At 38.9% G+C, this 16,376-nt stretch carries 12 protein-coding genes; 11 read left to right on the top strand and 1 reads right to left on the bottom strand.

The features are described 5' to 3' along the window. Window positions 1-12: 12 nt before the first annotated feature. From CW736_RS03040 to CW736_RS03010, 7 genes are read left to right on the top strand one after another with little or no spacing between them, the layout of a single operon-like run. On the top strand, window positions 13-3,078 hold the full coding sequence (locus tag CW736_RS03040; RefSeq protein WP_101012507.1) for a TAT-variant-translocated molybdopterin oxidoreductase: 3,066 nt from the start codon (window positions 13-15) through the stop codon (window positions 3,076-3,078). A 27-nt stretch (window positions 3,079-3,105) separates the two neighbouring features. After that, the gene (nrfD, locus tag CW736_RS03035) at window positions 3,106-4,542 is read left to right on the top strand and encodes an NrfD/PsrC family molybdoenzyme membrane anchor subunit (RefSeq protein ID WP_101012506.1); all 1,437 of its coding nucleotides are present in this window, start codon (window positions 3,106-3,108) and stop codon (window positions 4,540-4,542) included. A gap of 12 nt (window positions 4,543-4,554) precedes the next feature. Beyond that, window positions 4,555-5,088 carry a DUF3341 domain-containing protein gene (locus CW736_RS03030; protein ID WP_101012505.1) on the top strand — a complete coding sequence of 178 codons (534 nt, stop codon included), beginning with the start codon at window positions 4,555-4,557 and terminating at the stop codon, window positions 5,086-5,088. Then, complete coding sequence (locus CW736_RS03025; RefSeq protein ID WP_101012504.1) at window positions 5,088-5,780, top strand: c-type cytochrome; 693 nt, start codon at window positions 5,088-5,090, stop codon at window positions 5,778-5,780. Before CW736_RS03030 ends, CW736_RS03025 begins: the two co-directional genes overlap by 1 nt. A gap of 20 nt (window positions 5,781-5,800) precedes the next feature. Then, a complete protein-coding gene (locus CW736_RS03020; RefSeq protein WP_101012503.1) occupies window positions 5,801-7,201 on the top strand; it encodes a quinol:cytochrome C oxidoreductase in 1,401 nt (466 codons plus the stop codon). 21 nt (window positions 7,202-7,222) lie between these two features. Further along, on the top strand, window positions 7,223-8,299 hold the full coding sequence (locus tag CW736_RS03015; protein ID WP_101012502.1) for a cytochrome c oxidase subunit II: 1,077 nt from the start codon (window positions 7,223-7,225) through the stop codon (window positions 8,297-8,299). A gap of 4 nt (window positions 8,300-8,303) precedes the next feature. Then, window positions 8,304-10,124: a cbb3-type cytochrome c oxidase subunit I gene (locus tag CW736_RS03010; protein WP_101012501.1), complete on the top strand. Its 1,821-nt coding sequence runs from the start codon at window positions 8,304-8,306 to the stop codon at window positions 10,122-10,124. Between the two features lie 71 nt (window positions 10,125-10,195). Here CW736_RS03010 and CW736_RS03005 read toward each other — a convergent pair whose 3' ends face one another. Further along, a complete protein-coding gene (locus CW736_RS03005; protein ID WP_101012500.1) occupies window positions 10,196-10,702 on the bottom strand; it encodes a peroxiredoxin-like family protein in 507 nt (168 codons plus the stop codon). Window positions 10,703-10,887: 185 nt separating this feature from the next. Here CW736_RS03005 and ruvB point away from each other — a divergent pair, with 185 nt between their 5' ends. The 4 genes from ruvB (at window position 10,888) to ruvA (ending at window position 16,368) form a co-directional block, all read left to right on the top strand. Further along, on the top strand, window positions 10,888-11,916 hold the full coding sequence (gene ruvB, locus CW736_RS03000) for a Holliday junction branch migration DNA helicase RuvB (RefSeq protein WP_101012499.1): 1,029 nt from the start codon (window positions 10,888-10,890) through the stop codon (window positions 11,914-11,916). Then, entirely contained in the window at window positions 11,916-13,274 is a 1,359-nt protein-coding gene (locus tag CW736_RS02995; RefSeq protein WP_101012498.1) for a cytochrome P450, read from the top strand. The genes ruvB and CW736_RS02995 overlap by 1 nt, the downstream gene beginning before the upstream one ends. Window positions 13,275-13,426: 152 nt before the next feature. Further along, window positions 13,427-15,715 carry an NADP-dependent malic enzyme gene (locus CW736_RS02990; protein ID WP_101012497.1) on the top strand — a complete coding sequence of 763 codons (2,289 nt, stop codon included), beginning with the start codon at window positions 13,427-13,429 and terminating at the stop codon, window positions 15,713-15,715. Window positions 15,716-15,786: 71 nt separating this feature from the next. Continuing rightward, a complete protein-coding gene (gene ruvA, locus CW736_RS02985) occupies window positions 15,787-16,368 on the top strand; it encodes a Holliday junction branch migration protein RuvA (protein WP_101012496.1) in 582 nt (193 codons plus the stop codon). The last annotated feature ends 8 nt before the right edge of the window (window positions 16,369-16,376 follow it).

Raw genomic sequence — 16,376 nt, 5'->3', positions numbered from 1 at the left:
TTTTAGATATTTATGGCTACTACTAAAAAATACTGGAAAAGTACAGCGCAACTAGACGACAGTAACAAGATGGTAAAAGATCTTGAGCAGAATGAGTTTGCGAGCGATATTCCTACGGAAGAGTTTTTAGGAAACGATCAGGCGATGGAGGAATCAAATACTTCACGTCGTGATTTCTTAAAGTATGTTGGATTCAGTACAGCTGCAGCATCGCTGGCAGCATGTGAGGGTCCAGTGATCTACTCGGTACCTTATGTAAACCAACCAGAGCAAATTATTCCTGGTATGGCTAACTATTATGCAACTACAATTGCAAATGGTTACGATTATGCAAGTGTACTGGTTAAAACTCGTGAGGGTCGTCCGATTAAAATAGAAAGCAATAGAGATGCTGCTTTTAGGGGTAATGCAAATGCCCGTGTACATGCGTCTGTGTTGTCTTTATATGATAACAACCGTTTAAAAACTCCTATGATTAAAGGAGTGGAGTCTACTTGGGAAGAGCTTGATCAACAAGTTGCTGCTCAATTAGCTCAATTGAATGGTAAAGAATTAGTGGTGCTCGCACAAACTTATGCAAGTCCATCGATGTCTAAAATTATCGCTCAGCTAAAGGATACTTATAGCAATGTGCGCGTAGTTACTTATGACACCGTTAGTGAAGATGCTGCGTTAAATGCATTTGAGGCAAAATACGGCAATAGAGCTCTTGCAGATTATGACTTTACAAATGCGGAGACTATAGTTTCTGTAGGTGCTGATTTTGTAGGCGACTGGCAAGGTGGAGGATTTGATAAAGGTTACGGAAAATCTCGTGTACCTAAGAATGGTAAGATGTCTCATCATATTCAATATGAGGCAAACTTGACTCTTTCTGGTGCCAACGCTGATAAGCGTTACCCGGTTACTCCTACAGAGCAAAAGCTTATTCTTGCTGCTCTTTATAGCAAAGTTGTTGGTGGTGGAGCAAATGTTTCATTATCTGATAAAGTTGCTAAATCTGTTGATCAAACTGCTATAAGTTTAAAAAGAGCCGGTAAAAATGGAGTTCTTTTATGCGGTATTCCTGATCAGGCAGCACAACAATTAACTATTGCTATCAATGAAGCTTTGAATTCTTCTATTATTGATACGGCTTCACCTATTATGACTCGTCAAGGTGATCGTAAATCAGTAGATCAATTAGTGAGTGATATGAGCGCTGGTAAAGTGGGTGCTCTCTTTATCGCTGGTGTAAATCCTTTGTACAGTTATAATGATAGTGACGCTTTCGCGAAAGCTTTAGAAAATGTAGCTCTTAGCGTATCTTTTGCTTCTTCAATGGACGCAACAGCTGCTAAAGTAGACTATGTAGCAACTACTCCTCATTACTTAGAGTCTTGGGCTGATACAGAAATTAAAAAAGGTTATGTGTTCTTAACACAGCCTACTATAAATACTATATTTAAGACACGTCAATTACAGGAAACTTTATTAAAGTGGTCAGGTAATGAGCAATCTTACAAGGATTTCCTAAAAGAAACGACCAGTTCTGCTGGAGCGAGTTGGAACCAGTCGTTACAAGATGGTTTTTATACAACAACGGCTTCTGATGTTAAGGTTACAGAAGGAGAAGTGAAAGAAATTAGTAATGCTGCTGCATTAAGTGCTTTGGCAAATGCTCAAAAACCTTCTGGATACGAACTTACTTTATATACCAAAACAGGACTAGGTGACGGTAGCATGGCAAACAACCCGTGGTTACAAGAATTGCCAGATCCTATCACAAGAACAACTTGGGATAACTACGTTACTATATCACAAGCAGATGCCGGGACGGTAGGTGTTGTGAATGAGAATGTTGCTAACGGTGCCCTAGATGGTACTCATGTAATAGTAACTCTAGATGGTGTGGAAAGAAAGTTTCCTGCACTTATTCAGCCAGGACAGGCTGCTGGAACTATAGGAATTGCCTTAGGTTACGGACAGACTGCTGGCATTCAAGAAGAAATGCAGACCGGTATAAATGCATATCCTTTCTATAAGAAGGGCGTTGCAGTACAAGCGGTTACTGTTAAAGATGCTGGAGGAAACCACCAGTTTGCTTGTACACAATTACAAAATACCATGATGGGTCGCGATATTATTCGTGAGACAGATTTGGCTACTTATAGAAAGGGTAATAAGGATGATTTTAATCCAATGCCTGAAGTTTCTTTGAATCACATTGGAACCCCAGTAACTTCACCAGATGTTGATCTTTGGGACAGTTTTGATAGATCTGTAGGACATCACTTTAATATGTCTATAGATTTAAATTCCTGTACTGGTTGTGGTGCTTGTGTTATAGCATGTCATGCAGAGAACAACGTGCCTGTTGTAGGTAAATCAGAAGTAAGAAAATCTCGTGATATGCACTGGTTGCGTATTGATAGGTATTATTCTTCTACTGATAGTTTTGAAGCTGATGAAGATAAGAAAGATGGTTTTGATGGATTATTTGGAGACAATGGTTCATTAGGTGGTTTTGGAGAGTTGGAGATTCCAGCAGATAATCCAGAAGTATCTTTTATGCCGGTAATGTGTCAGCATTGTAATCACGCACCTTGTGAAACAGTTTGTCCAGTAGCAGCATCTTCTCATGGTCGTCAAGGTCAGAATCACATGGCTTACAACCGTTGTGTAGGTACTCGTTACTGTGCTAACAACTGTCCTTATAAAGTACGTCGATTCAACTGGTTCCTTTACAATGGGAATGATGAATTTGATTACCACATGAATAATGACTTAGGTCGTATGGTGATCAATCCAGATGTGACGGTAAGAAGTCGTGGTGTTATGGAGAAATGTTCTCTTTGTATTCAAATGACTCAAATGACTATTTTGGAGGCTAAGAAAGATGGTCGCATGATCAAAGATGGAGAATTTGCTACGGCATGTTCTAACGCATGTTCTAATGGAGCTATCACCTTTGGTGATATCAACGATAAGGAATCGGAGATCTTTGAAGTAAAAAAACAAGATCGTATGTATCACCTGTTAGAAGAAGTGGGAACTGATCCTAACGTGATGTATCAGATTAAAGTGAGAAACATATAATTAACTAGGAAAACTAATCAAGACATTATGGCTCATTATGAAGCGTCCATAAGAAGACCTCTCGTTACAGGAGATAAGACATATTCTGATGTAACAAGAGACATTGCAGCGCCTGTAGAAGGTGAAGCAAATAAGCAGTGGTGGATTGTTTTTACAATCGCTCTCATTGCCTTTCTTTATGGAATAGGATGTATTACTTATACAATATCAACCGGTATCGGTGTTTGGGGATTGAACAAGACCATTGGTTGGGCTTGGGATATTACTAACTTCGTATGGTGGGTAGGTATAGGTCACGCAGGAACACTTATTTCTGCAGTACTATTATTATTCCGTCAGAAATGGAGAATGGCGATCAACCGCTCTGCAGAGGCGATGACTATTTTCTCTGTAATTCAAGCAGGTTTATTTCCTATTATTCACATGGGTCGACCATGGTTAGCTTATTGGGTACTTCCTATTCCTAACCAATTTGGTTCTTTGTGGGTAAACTTTAACTCACCGCTTCTATGGGATGTATTTGCAATTTCCACTTATCTATCGGTATCCTTAGTATTCTGGTGGACTGGTTTATTGCCTGATTTTGCAATGATCAGAGATAGAGCAATTACTCCTTTTAATAAAAAGATCTACGGGATTCTTTCTTTCGGTTGGTCAGGTCGCGCAAAAGACTGGCAACGTTTTGAAGAAGTATCTCTTGTACTTGCAGGACTCGCAACACCATTAGTACTTTCGGTTCATACGATTGTATCTTTTGACTTTGCAACTTCTGTAATACCAGGTTGGCACACGACTATTTTTCCTCCATACTTTGTTGCAGGAGCTGTTTTTTCTGGATTTGCGATGGTAAACACCTTGCTTATCATTATGAGAAAAGTAGTGAGTCTTGAAAACTATATCACGATACAACACATCGAGTTGATGAACATCGTTATCATGATTACGGGTTCTATTGTAGGTGTTGCTTATATCACAGAGTTATTTGTGGCTTGGTATTCTGGTGTTGAATACGAGCAGTATGCCTTCTTGAATAGAGCTACTGGACCCTATTGGTGGGCCTATTGGTCCATGATGACCTGTAATGTAATTTCACCGCAGTTTATGTGGTTCAAGAAATTAAGAACGAGTATCATGTTCTCCTTTGCGATCTCTATTGTAGTAAATATAGGAATGTGGTTTGAGCGTTTTGTGATTATTGTAACATCACTGCACAGGGACTACCTTCCATCTTCTTGGACTATGTTTTCCCCAACTTTTGTAGATATAGGTATCTTTATTGGTACTATAGGTTTCTTCTTTGTACTCTTTTTATTGTACTCCAGAACTTTCCCAGTTATCGCTCAAGCAGAGGTGAAATCTATCTTAAAAGTTAGTGGTAGTAAGTACAAGAAATTAAGAGAAAATAAAATGACGTCTAATGAAGGTGCTTCTCCAGAAGCTCCTATCGCAAATCCTGGCGAGTAGAACTAAGATATTATGTCAACAAAAATGATACACGCTTTATATACTGACGATGATGTTTTACTGAGTGCAGTAAAGCAGGTTAGAGATAAGCATTACCATATTGAAGAGGTGTTCACACCTTTTCCAGTTCATGGACTTGAAAAAGCTATGGGAATAGCAGATACGCGTCTGGCGATAAACGCTTTCTTGTATGGAATAGTTGGTTTATGTGTTGCTACGGCAATGATGAATTACATTATGATAGAAGACTGGCCGCAAGACATTGGAGGAAAGCCTAGTTTTTCTTATCTAGAAAACATGCCGGCTTTTGTGCCTATTATGTTTGAATTGACTGTATTTTTTGCAGCCCACTTAATGGTTATTACTTTTTATATGAGAAGCAGGCTGTGGCCATTTAAAAAGGCAGAAAATCCTGATGTAAGAACTACAGATGATCATTTTCTTATGGAAATAGATACTCATGGAGCAGATGAAGAAGAAGTTACAAAGTTTCTTTATGAGACTGGTGCTGTAGAGATAAAATTAATTGACAAAGAAGCACACTGATGAATAGATTATTAAAAACGTTCTTTTTTGCTTTAGCTACTTTACTTATTGTATCCTGCGGTGGAGATGATAAGTCTGTCGCGAAGGGTTCAAATAGAAGTGTACAATATTTTCCAAATATGTATGAGTCTGTAGGATATGAGACTTATCAAGAAGGTGAAATATTTCCTGGAAATGTGGAAGCGCAGTCACCAGTAAAAGGATCTGTTTCTCGTGGTTGGTTGCCGTACGATTATGAAGATAATAATGAGGGTTACGCTTCCGCGAAAGCGAACTTACAAAACCCACTCCCTTACACGGAGCCAAATCTAGAAATCGGAGCCGAACTGTATAATATTTACTGTGCAATTTGTCATGGTACCAAGGGGAATGGAAAAGGTCACTTAGCCACTACCGAAAAAATTCTCGGTGTTCCTAGTTATGACGCTCGCGAGATCTCACAAGGTTCTATCTATCATGTGATGTATTACGGGATCAATTATATGGGATCTTATGCCTCTCAGACTTCTATTGAGGAAAGATGGCAAATTGCTCAACATGTAGATGCACTGACTAGAGATTTAAAAGGACAGCCTCGTCAAGAGTTTGTAACAGTAAATGAAGATATTAATGTTTCTGATCTTATTATCGAAGATAGTCAAGAAGGTGATCAACACCCTACAGAAATGCACACAACAACTGAAGGCCATTAAGCCCTAGAAGATATTGTAATATGTATAAGGTAACTAGCAAATTAAAGACTTTCGCAATCGCACTGATGGTTGTTGGAGCACTGTTTACTGCAGTGGGATTTTGGGCAGTTCCAAGTTCACAAGCCGAAGTTCAACAGATGATCGATGACGATGCTGCGGCTCATGGTGGTGCACATGGAATGGAATCAAATGAGCACGGCTTAGCCGAGGATGCTCATAAGGAGGCAGGTCATGTAGCTGCTCCTAGCTCAGAAGAACACGCTACAGATGATGCGCATGCAGGTGGTCACGACGACGATCATGCAATGCATATGTATCACCAACTACAAAACAGACCTTGGTCAGCGGTTTATATCGCAGCCTTTTTCTTTTTTATGATTGGTTTAGGATCACTTGCTTTTCTTGCATTGCAAAAGGTTTCACAAGCCGGATGGTCCCCTGTACTTTTTAGAGTTATGGAAGGAATTAGTAGTTATATACTACCTGGTGGAATCATCATGTTCATCCTCTTGCTGCTTTCTGGATTACATTTCAATCACATATTTGTGTGGATGGAAGAAGGAGTTGATGTTTTAGGAAATGAAAACTATGATGCAATTATTGCTGCTAAGACAGGATACTTAAATGTGCCATTTTGGTTGTTTAGAGCAGGTGCATTTATAGTAGGATGGAACTTGTATCTATGGAACATTAGAAGATTTGGTCTAAAACAAGACGAAGCAAAGGATGGCGACATCTCTTGGTATAAAAAAGGATTTAAGCACAGTGCTATGTTCTTGGTATTTTTCATCGTAACAGAATCTATCATGTCATGGGACTGGATCATGAGTTTTGACCCGCACTGGTTCTCTACTTTGTTCGGATGGTATGTGTTTGCTAGTATGTTTGTCTCTGGTATAACGACTATAGCCTTAGTAACTATTTTCTTAAAGTCTAAAGGGTATTTAGAGTTTGTCAACGATTCTCATATTCATGATTTGGCTAAATTTATGTTTGGTATCAGTATTTTCTGGACGTACCTATGGTTCTCACAGTTTATGTTGATTTGGTACGCCAATATTCCAGAAGAAGTAACGTATTTTGTAACTCGTATTCAAGATTATAACATACTTTTCTTCGGTATGGTTGCTATCAACTTCTTATTTCCATTATTGATACTTATGAATTCTGATTTCAAACGTGTCAATTGGTTTGTGGTTACTGCAGGATTATTTATTATTATCGGCCATTATTTAGATATATATGTGATGGTGATGCCGGCAACTGTAGGTGAATCTTGGTTTATAGGTTTCCCTGAAATAGGTTCGTTCTTATTCTTTGCAGGATTATTTATATTCTACATATTCCGTACGATTTCAAAAACTCCTTTAATCCCAAAAGGGGATCCTTTTCTAGGAGAGAGTAAACATTTTCATTATTAAAAACAATAGAATACATCTGTAATGACAGCATTTCTAATCATATTTATAGCAGCTCTTTTTGCCATTTCAGTTTGGCAAATAACTAAGATTGTATCTCTTGGTAAAGCACCGGAGCCAGATTCTGACACAGTAGAAGTGGCTAATGATGGCGATAATAAACGCCAGGGTCTGTACATGCTTTTGTTCGGTATTGGATTTTACGCATTAATGATCGCTTGTTTTGTAGGCTACAGTGATTATTTTTTACCAGATGCGGCATCAAAGCACGGAGCTGAGTATGATGACTTACTATTACTTACTACAGTGGTTATAATGATTGTACAGGTGTTGACACAAGGTCTACTGCACTGGTTTTCTTATAAGTACCACGGTAGAAAAGGCCAGAAGGCATTGTTCTATGCTGATAATGATCGATTAGAATTTATTTGGACAGCGATTCCAGTTGTGGTTTTAGCAGGTTTAATTCTATGGGGATTGTTCTCTTGGAATGATCTTATGGATGCTAACACAGACGATGATCCGTTAATTGTTGAAGTATATGCCTACCAATTTAACTGGAAAGTGCGTTACAGCGGTGCAGACAATACCTTAGGGGATGCCAACGTACGTTTTATTGAAGGTCAAAACGTATTAGGTATTGACCCAACAGATCAAGACGGTATGGATGACCAAGTAGGAGCAGAATTACACTTACCTGTAAATCGTCCAGTTATTTTTAAATTTAGAAGTCAAGATGTATTGCACTCTGCATACATGCCTCATTTTAGAGCTCAAATGAATGTAGTGCCAGGAATGGTAACTCAATTTAAGTTCACACCTACAGTAACTTCAGAAGATTATAAGTCAACTGAATTTATGACCAAAAAAGTTCGTAAGATTAATGAAATACGACGACAGAAAAGCATAGAATTGGTAGCTGACGGTGATATGGCTTTAGATCCATATGAATTTGAATACTATCTTCTCTGTAATAAAATATGTGGCGCTTCACACTACAACATGCAAATGAAAATCGTAGTGGAAAGTGAAGAAGATTACAATACGTGGTTAGAAACACAAACAACTTTTGAAAAAACTTTAGCTAACGCTGAAAATTAGAATTATGGGACAAGCTATCGCTGTTACTGCAGATCAAGGACATGAGGATGGACACCACCATCACAAAGAAACCTTTGTTACTAAATATATATTCTCTCAAGATCATAAGATGATTGCTAAGCAATATCTTGTTACTGGTCTTATTATGGGAGCTATAGGTATTGCTATGTCGGTACTTATGAGGATGCAATTAGCAAATCCAGGAGAGCCTAGCATGGTATTCCAAGCCTTATTAGGCAAGTGGGCTCCTGACGGGGTAATGGATCCTAATATGTATCTCGCGCTAGTTACTATACACGGTACGATCATGGTCTTCTTTGTATTAACAGCAGGATTAAGTGGAACGTTCTCTAACTTTTTGATTCCATTACAAATTGGTGCACGTGATATGGCATCTGGATTCCTTAATATGGTATCTTATTGGTTGTTCTTTATATCAGCGACCATTATGATAGGTTCCTTATTTGTAGAATTAGGACCTGCAGCTGCTGGATGGACTATTTACCCACCATTAAGTGCGCTTCCTGAAGCGATGGGTGGTTCTGGACTAGGAATGACCTTATGGTTGGTTTCTATGGCGATCTTTATCGCATCTTCCTTATTAGGTTCGTTGAATTATATTGTTACCGTAATCAATTTGAGAACTAAAGGGATGTCTATGACCCGTCTACCATTGACGATTTGGGCGTTTTTTGTAACGGCAATTATTGGAGTTGTTTCTTTCCCAGTACTTTTAGCAGCAGCATTATTGTTGATTATGGATAGAAGTTTCGGAACTTCTTTTTTCCTGTCTGACATTTATATTAAAGGTGAGGTACTTGCACATCAAGGTGGTTCTCCAGTTCTTTTTGAACACTTATTTTGGTTTTTAGGTCACCCAGAGGTGTACATTGTACTACTTCCCGCATTAGGAATTACATCTGAGGTGATAGCAACCAACTCGCGTAAGCCAATTTTTGGATACCGTGCGATGATTGCATCTATACTTGCGATTGCATTCTTATCTACTATCGTATGGGGTCACCATATGTTTATATCAGGGATGAATCCATTCCTTGGATCAGTCTTTACATTTACAACTTTATTAATTGCTATACCGTCAGCGGTAAAAGCCTTTAATTATATCACCACGCTCTGGAAAGGTAATTTACAGATGAATCCCGGGATGTTATTCTCTATAGGATTGGTTTCTACTTTCATTACTGGTGGTCTTACTGGTATTATCTTAGGAGATAGTACACTTGATATTAACGTACATGACACTTACTTTGTGGTAGCTCACTTTCACTTGGTAATGGGTATATCTGCATTATATGGTTTATTTGCTGGTGTGTATCATTGGTTCCCAAAAATGTTCAATCGCATGATGAACAAGAACTTGGGTTATGTACACTTCTGGTTAACTGCAATAGGTGCGTACGGAGTGTTTTTCCCAATGCATTTTGTCGGTATGGCTGGTTTACCAAGACGTTACTACACTAATACTAACTTCCCGTACTTTGACGATTTAGCTGATACAAATAAATTGATTACCTATTTTGCTATCGCAACTGCTTTTGCTCAATTGTTCTTTGTCTACAATTTTGTTAAGTCTATATTTTACGGTAAGAAAGCCCCTGCTAACCCATGGAGCTCTAATACGCTAGAGTGGACAACAGGTGATAAACACATACACGGGAACTGGGATGGACCTATTCCTACTGTTCACAGATGGCCTTATGACTACAGTAAAGTGAATGAAGATGGGGAATATGTTATTCCTGGTCAAGATTATGTTCCACAACATATACCTATGCAAGAGGGTGAAGAAGAAATGAATCACTAAATAGGTGAAGAATTATATATATAAAAATGCCGCTCATTGAGCGGCATTTTTTGTTTTATGAGTAAGAGGTATCAAGCCTCCCCTCGTGCTGGATATTGTTTATTTTCTATATAATCGACTGCTTGGATGACATCGTCCATTTTAGGCCTGGTAAAGGGCATGGTTTGTACAGAAGAGAAGTATAAGGTTTGGTCAGTTTTTATTAAAAACATCCCTGGTTCAGAAAATAATTCTGGCTCCTTGTCATTAATTCCTTGAGAAAGATACAGTCCCCATTCTTTGGCTTGTTCTTTTGAAAGTCCAAAACCTATAGGTAATTCTGCTATATCCCACTCTTTTCCGCTCTTTTTAGCTTTCTCCTCGCTATCCATGCTGATTGCTATCACATGTATTCCTCTTTCCATGAGACGGCTTAGATTTTCCTTTACCTCTTCTAATTGCTTTCTGCATACGGGACAATGGTGTCCTCTATAAAATAGGATTAGCGTGTATTTATCTGCTTCTTGTTTTTTTAAGGACCAACTGGTGTCATTGATAAGTGATAATTCTAATTCTGGTGTTTTTTCTCTTGGTTTCATTTTTTATTTTAAGATACAATCTTAAAGTGTCTGACCTTCACAAGGTCTTATTAAAACCGTTTATTATTATTAGTATTCCGCTTTCGCGAAAGCGGAACAGCCATCATAATCTCTATATCACAATAGTCACCTACTTATTATAGAAATATTACAACTCGCTCCCTATTGAGTAGTATCTTTGAGATATGAATGAAAATCTTGATCCTAGTGGCGACCATTTTTCCAATGAGGAAAACGACTTTGATAGAGCCTTAAGGCCATTATCTTTTGATGATTTTGCAGGGCAAGATCAAGTATTAGAGAACTTAAAGATATTTGTTGCCGCCGCTAATGGTCGGGAAGAAGCATTGGATCACACGCTTTTTCATGGACCTCCTGGGCTTGGTAAAACAACTTTGGCGCATATTCTAGCTAACGAGCTAGGTGTTGGTATAAAGGTCACTTCTGGCCCCGTATTAGATAAGCCAGGTGATCTTGCGGGTTTGCTCACTAACCTGGACGAACGCGATGTTCTTTTTATAGACGAGATCCATAGATTAAGCCCCATTGTAGAAGAGTACCTCTATAGTGCTATGGAGGATTATAAGATCGATATCATGATTGAGACCGGTCCCAATGCTAGAACCGTACAGATTAATCTTGCTCCGTTTACTTTAATCGGCGCTACCACGAGATCAGGATTGCTTACTGCTCCTATGAGAGCGAGGTTTGGTATCGCTTCTAGATTGCAATACTACAATACGGAAATACTTTCTACCATCGTCATAAGAAGTGCCGAAATACTGAACGTACCTATAGACCACGTAGCGGCAATCGAGATTGCTGGTCGCAGTCGTGGTACCCCACGTATTGCAAATGCATTATTGAGACGGGTAAGAGATTTTGCTCAAATCAAAGGGAATGGTACCATAGACATGCCTATAGCAAAATACGCACTAGAAGCATTAAACGTAGATGCGCATGGTCTCGACGAGATGGATAATAAAATTCTTACGACCATTATCGATAAATTCAAAGGTGGCCCAGTAGGTATTACGACCCTGTCCACCGCAGTGTCAGAAAGCGCAGAAACTATTGAAGAAGTGTACGAGCCCTTCTTAATACAACAAGGTTTTATCATTAGAACTCCTAGAGGTCGTGAGGTAACAGAGCATGCTTATAAGCACTTAGGGAGAGTGAAAGCAAACAATGCGGGGGGTTTATTTAATCAATAATGAGAAAAATAGAACAAATTCCAGCACTTACATTTCTAGCAAAATCCAGACAGATTTATAAGGATCCGTTACCTTTTCATAGAGAGAACTTTAAAAAGTACGGCAATACCTTTAAAATAAGTCCCAAGCCAGGATTGATGATTCACTTTACCTGTGATGAAAAAATCACCCAGCACATACTTCAAAAGAACCAAAAGAACTTCAATAAATCCACATTACAAACCGAAGATCTTGGAAAATACATAGGTCACGGTTTACTCACAGAGAACGGTGAAAAATGGCGTGCAAATCGCAAGCTGATACAGCCGGCTTTTTATAAAAAATCTATTTCGTCTCTGATGAGAACCATGGACGAAGTCATTCAAGAAGAATTTAGTAAGATCAAAACAGATCAAGCGATTGATGTGTATGAAATCTTTAATAACCTCGCGTTTAAGGTAGTCGCTAGAAGCCTATTTGATTTAGGCGACATAGATGACTTGGAAGAGAAAATTTCTAGACTTCAATTCATTACCGAGAAAGCACAAAAAATGCTCATCAAAGAATTGAGAATTCCATGGATGAAATGGTACTTTGATAGAGAATGGCTTTCTGGAGATAACAGTGTACCGCATGCTTTAGAGCTTATTGAAGAAGCTCGTGATATCCTTAGAAACATCATTAACAACCGCAGGTCCAGCGATAGAGAGTCTAGAGACCTTCTCGATATGTTATTGCACAGCACCTATGAAGACGGGTCCTATATGGAAGACGACCAGTTGGTGGATGAGATATTGGTATTGTTTATTGCGGGTCATGAAACCACGGCAAATGCATTGAGTTTTGCAGCGCAGTTGCTCGCACAGCATCCAGAAACTATTGCTAAAGCCAGTAAAGAGATCAGCCATCTGGACAATGAAGATCTCATGACCGGTTTAATGGCTATGCCTTACATCAAACAATGCGTGGATGAAACCTTGAGAATGTATCCGCCTGCTTATGTAACCGATCGTGTGGCGCTGGAAGCAGACAGCTGTGAAGATATAGCAATTGAAAAGGGCAGTATATGGCTCATTTCGTTTTATGAAATGCATCGGAGGAAAGATCTTTGGAAAGATCCAGAGGTTTTTAATCCAGATCGTTTTGCGCCGGGCAAGGCTAAAGAATATAGAGATTTTTATTTTCCTTTTGGTGCGGGTCCTCGTATGTGTGTAGGGAATAATTTTGCCGTTTTTGAAATGATTCTCGTTATCGCTAGAATGTTAGAGCGTTTTGACATTACACCAGTACATGACTTTATTGATTACCACCCATTGATTACTTTAAAGCCTAGAAATGCGCAGCTTCTTTTCAAGAAGAAAGTAACTACTGACTATTAGAACTGTTTAGACCCCGCTTTCGCGAAAGCGGAATTATAAAACAGGTACCTCCATAGTTATAGTTGGTAGAAATCAACTTGCAATATTATGAGGATGGTAAATACTAAACGCCACAATAACCTTACATTTGTTTTGATTATTCTAACGGATTTATGAGCGAAGAAAGTAAAAGAAGAGAGGCGTTAATATACCATGCAAAGCCTACTCCCGGTAAGATAAAAGTAGTACCTACTAAAAAACACAGCAGTCAGCGAGATCTGGCACTTGCCTACAGTCCTGGTGTAGCGGCACCTTGCCTAGAGATTGCAAAAGACAAATCAAACGTATATAAATACACTGCCAAGGGAAATCTAGTTGCGGTAATTTCTAACGGTACAGCTGTTCTAGGACTCGGTGACATAGGTCCTGAAGCTTCTAAGCCTGTAATGGAAGGAAAAGGTCTTCTGTTTAAGATTTTTGCAGATTTGGATTGTTTTGATATTGAAGTCGATACCAAAGATGTAGAAGAATTTATAAAAACAGTAAAAAATATTGCTCCTACTTTTGGAGGGATCAACCTAGAAGACATCAAAGCTCCCGAAGCTTTTGAAATAGAAAGAAGACTCAAAGAAGAGTTGGACATTCCAGTCATGCACGATGACCAGCATGGGACGGCAATTATTTCTAGTGCCGCTTTATTAAATGCCTTAGAAATTGCAGAAAAGAAAATAGAAGATGTAAAAATACTTATTTCTGGAGCGGGTAGTGCCGCAATTTCTTGTACCAGTCTTTATGTAAAATTAGGCGCGAGGAAAGAAAACATTATGATGTTTGATATAGACGGTTTGATTACCAAAGATCGAACTGACCTGGGCCCAGAACAAATGCAGTTTGCTACAGATCAACCTAAGGTTAATTTAAGGGAAGCCTTTAAAGGGACTGATGTTTTCTTGGGACTTTCAGCTGGTAATATTGTTGATGGCGATATGTTGAAATCCATGAACGATTCTCCAATTGTTTTTGCCATGGCAAATCCTACCCCCGAAATTGACTACCACACCGCAATGGCTTCTCGAGAAGATATCATTATGGCAACTGGAAGAAGCGATCACCCTAATCAGGTGAATAATGTTCTTGGTTTCCCATTTATTTTTAGAGGTGCGATGGACGTGCGAGCTACTAAAATTAATGAAGAAATGAAGTTGGCGGCCACTTACGCTATTGCTCAATTAGCTAAAGAGCCAGTTCCTGAACAAGTAAATATTGCTTATGGGGAATTGAAAATAGCTTTTGGTAGGGACTATATTATTCCTAAGCCATTTGACCCTAGATTAATATCTACGATACCGCCAGCAGTCGCAAGAGCTGCTATGGAAAGTGGTGTCGCTCAAGAACCTATTACCGATTGGGATAAATACACAGAGCAGTTACTGAGCCGTATGGGGTCAGATAATAAACTGGTGCGCTTGTTATTGAATCGCGCACGGACCAACCCTAAAAGAATTGTATTTGCTGAAGCAGACAATATAGACGTGCTTAAAGCAGCGCAAATTGTATTGGAAGAAGGAATTGGGATCCCAATTTTATTAGGTCGTCGTGATATCATTGAAGCATTAATGGAAGACCTAGGTTTTGATCAACCTTGTATGATTATCGATCCTAAATCTGATGAAGAAAAAGCGCGTAGAGATCGGTATGCTGATGAATTCTGGAAACTCAGACATAGAAAAGGAACCACAGAATTTGACGCAGGAAAAACATTGAGGCAACGCAATTATTTTGCTGCTATGATGGTGAAATTAGGTGATGCAGATGCCTTGATTACTGGAGTGGCTCAATCCTATCCAATATCAGTGCGTCCTATGATGGAAATAATAGGAAAAGCTCCAGGAGTGGATAAAATTGCAACCACTAACCTGATGATTACCTCTCGAGGTCCTTTATTTGTGTCAGATACGTCTATAAATATCAATCCAGATGCATTAGAACTGGCCAAAATCGCACAAATGACGGGTCGCACTGCAGCTATGTTTGGGATTTCTCCGGTCATTGCGATGACTTCATATGCCAACTTCGGCTCTTCAAAACACCCCAACGCGACAAAGGTTACTGAGGCGGTAAAATACTTGCATAAGTACTATCCAGATTTAGTAGTGGATGGAGAATTGCAAACAGATTTTGCCTTAAATCCAGAATTGTTACAAAGTAAATTCCCTTTTTCTAAACTCGCTGGTAAAAAAGTAAACACCTTAATATTTCCTAACCTGGAAAGTGCTAACAGTAGCTACAAAATGCTCAAGGAATTGAACGGTATAGACTCCATAGGTCCTATCATGATGGGAATGCAAAAGCCGGTTCATATCTTGCAGCTAGGAGCAAGTGTAGATGAAATTGTAAATATGGCTGCGGTTGCTGTAATCGATGCACAGCAAAAAGAAAAACACGCTAGTAAAAAGCAATAAAAGCCTTGATAGGTCTTGATATTTGCTCGTTTATATTTTCTTACATTTGACTTCTTAAAATTTGTTAAATAATGATCGCACAACTGCAAGGAAAATTAGTGGAAAAAAACATGACAGATGTTGTCATTGATTGCGCTGGTGTAGGGTATTTAGTGGAAATTTCTTTACACACCTATTCTTTGATTCCAGAAGGGGAAGCGATCAAATTATTTACCTATCAATTAGTCCGAGAAGATGCGCACCGTCTTTTTGGTTTTGCTGAGAAAACGGAGCGAGAAGTTTTTAAATTATTACTCTCTGTTTCTGGTATTGGAGCAAATACTGCTCGGACCATGCTATCGAGCTTAGATCCCAATCAAATTGCGCAAGCGATTGCTTCTGGAGATGTAAGAACCATACAAAGCGTCAAAGGTATAGGTGCAAAAGGGGCGCAACGGGTCATTTTAGATTTGAAAGATAAAATATTGCAAGTACTGGATAATCCACAATTTACAGTAGTCTCAAGCAATACTGGAAGGGAAGAAGCGTTATCTGCTTTAGAAACCTTAGGATATATGCGCAAACAAGCTCAGAAAGTGGTGGATAAAATTCTTTCTACTCAGCCAGATGCCACAACAGAACAACTTATAAAACAAGCACTTAAACAATTATAAGATTTGGG

Origin of the sequence: Nonlabens sp. MB-3u-79 (assembly GCF_002831625.1) — a bacterium.
GTDB lineage: Bacteria > Bacteroidota > Bacteroidia > Flavobacteriales > Flavobacteriaceae > Nonlabens.
The sequence above is the reverse complement of the archived record's forward strand: the minus strand, read 5'-3'. Positions and strand labels throughout refer to the sequence as shown.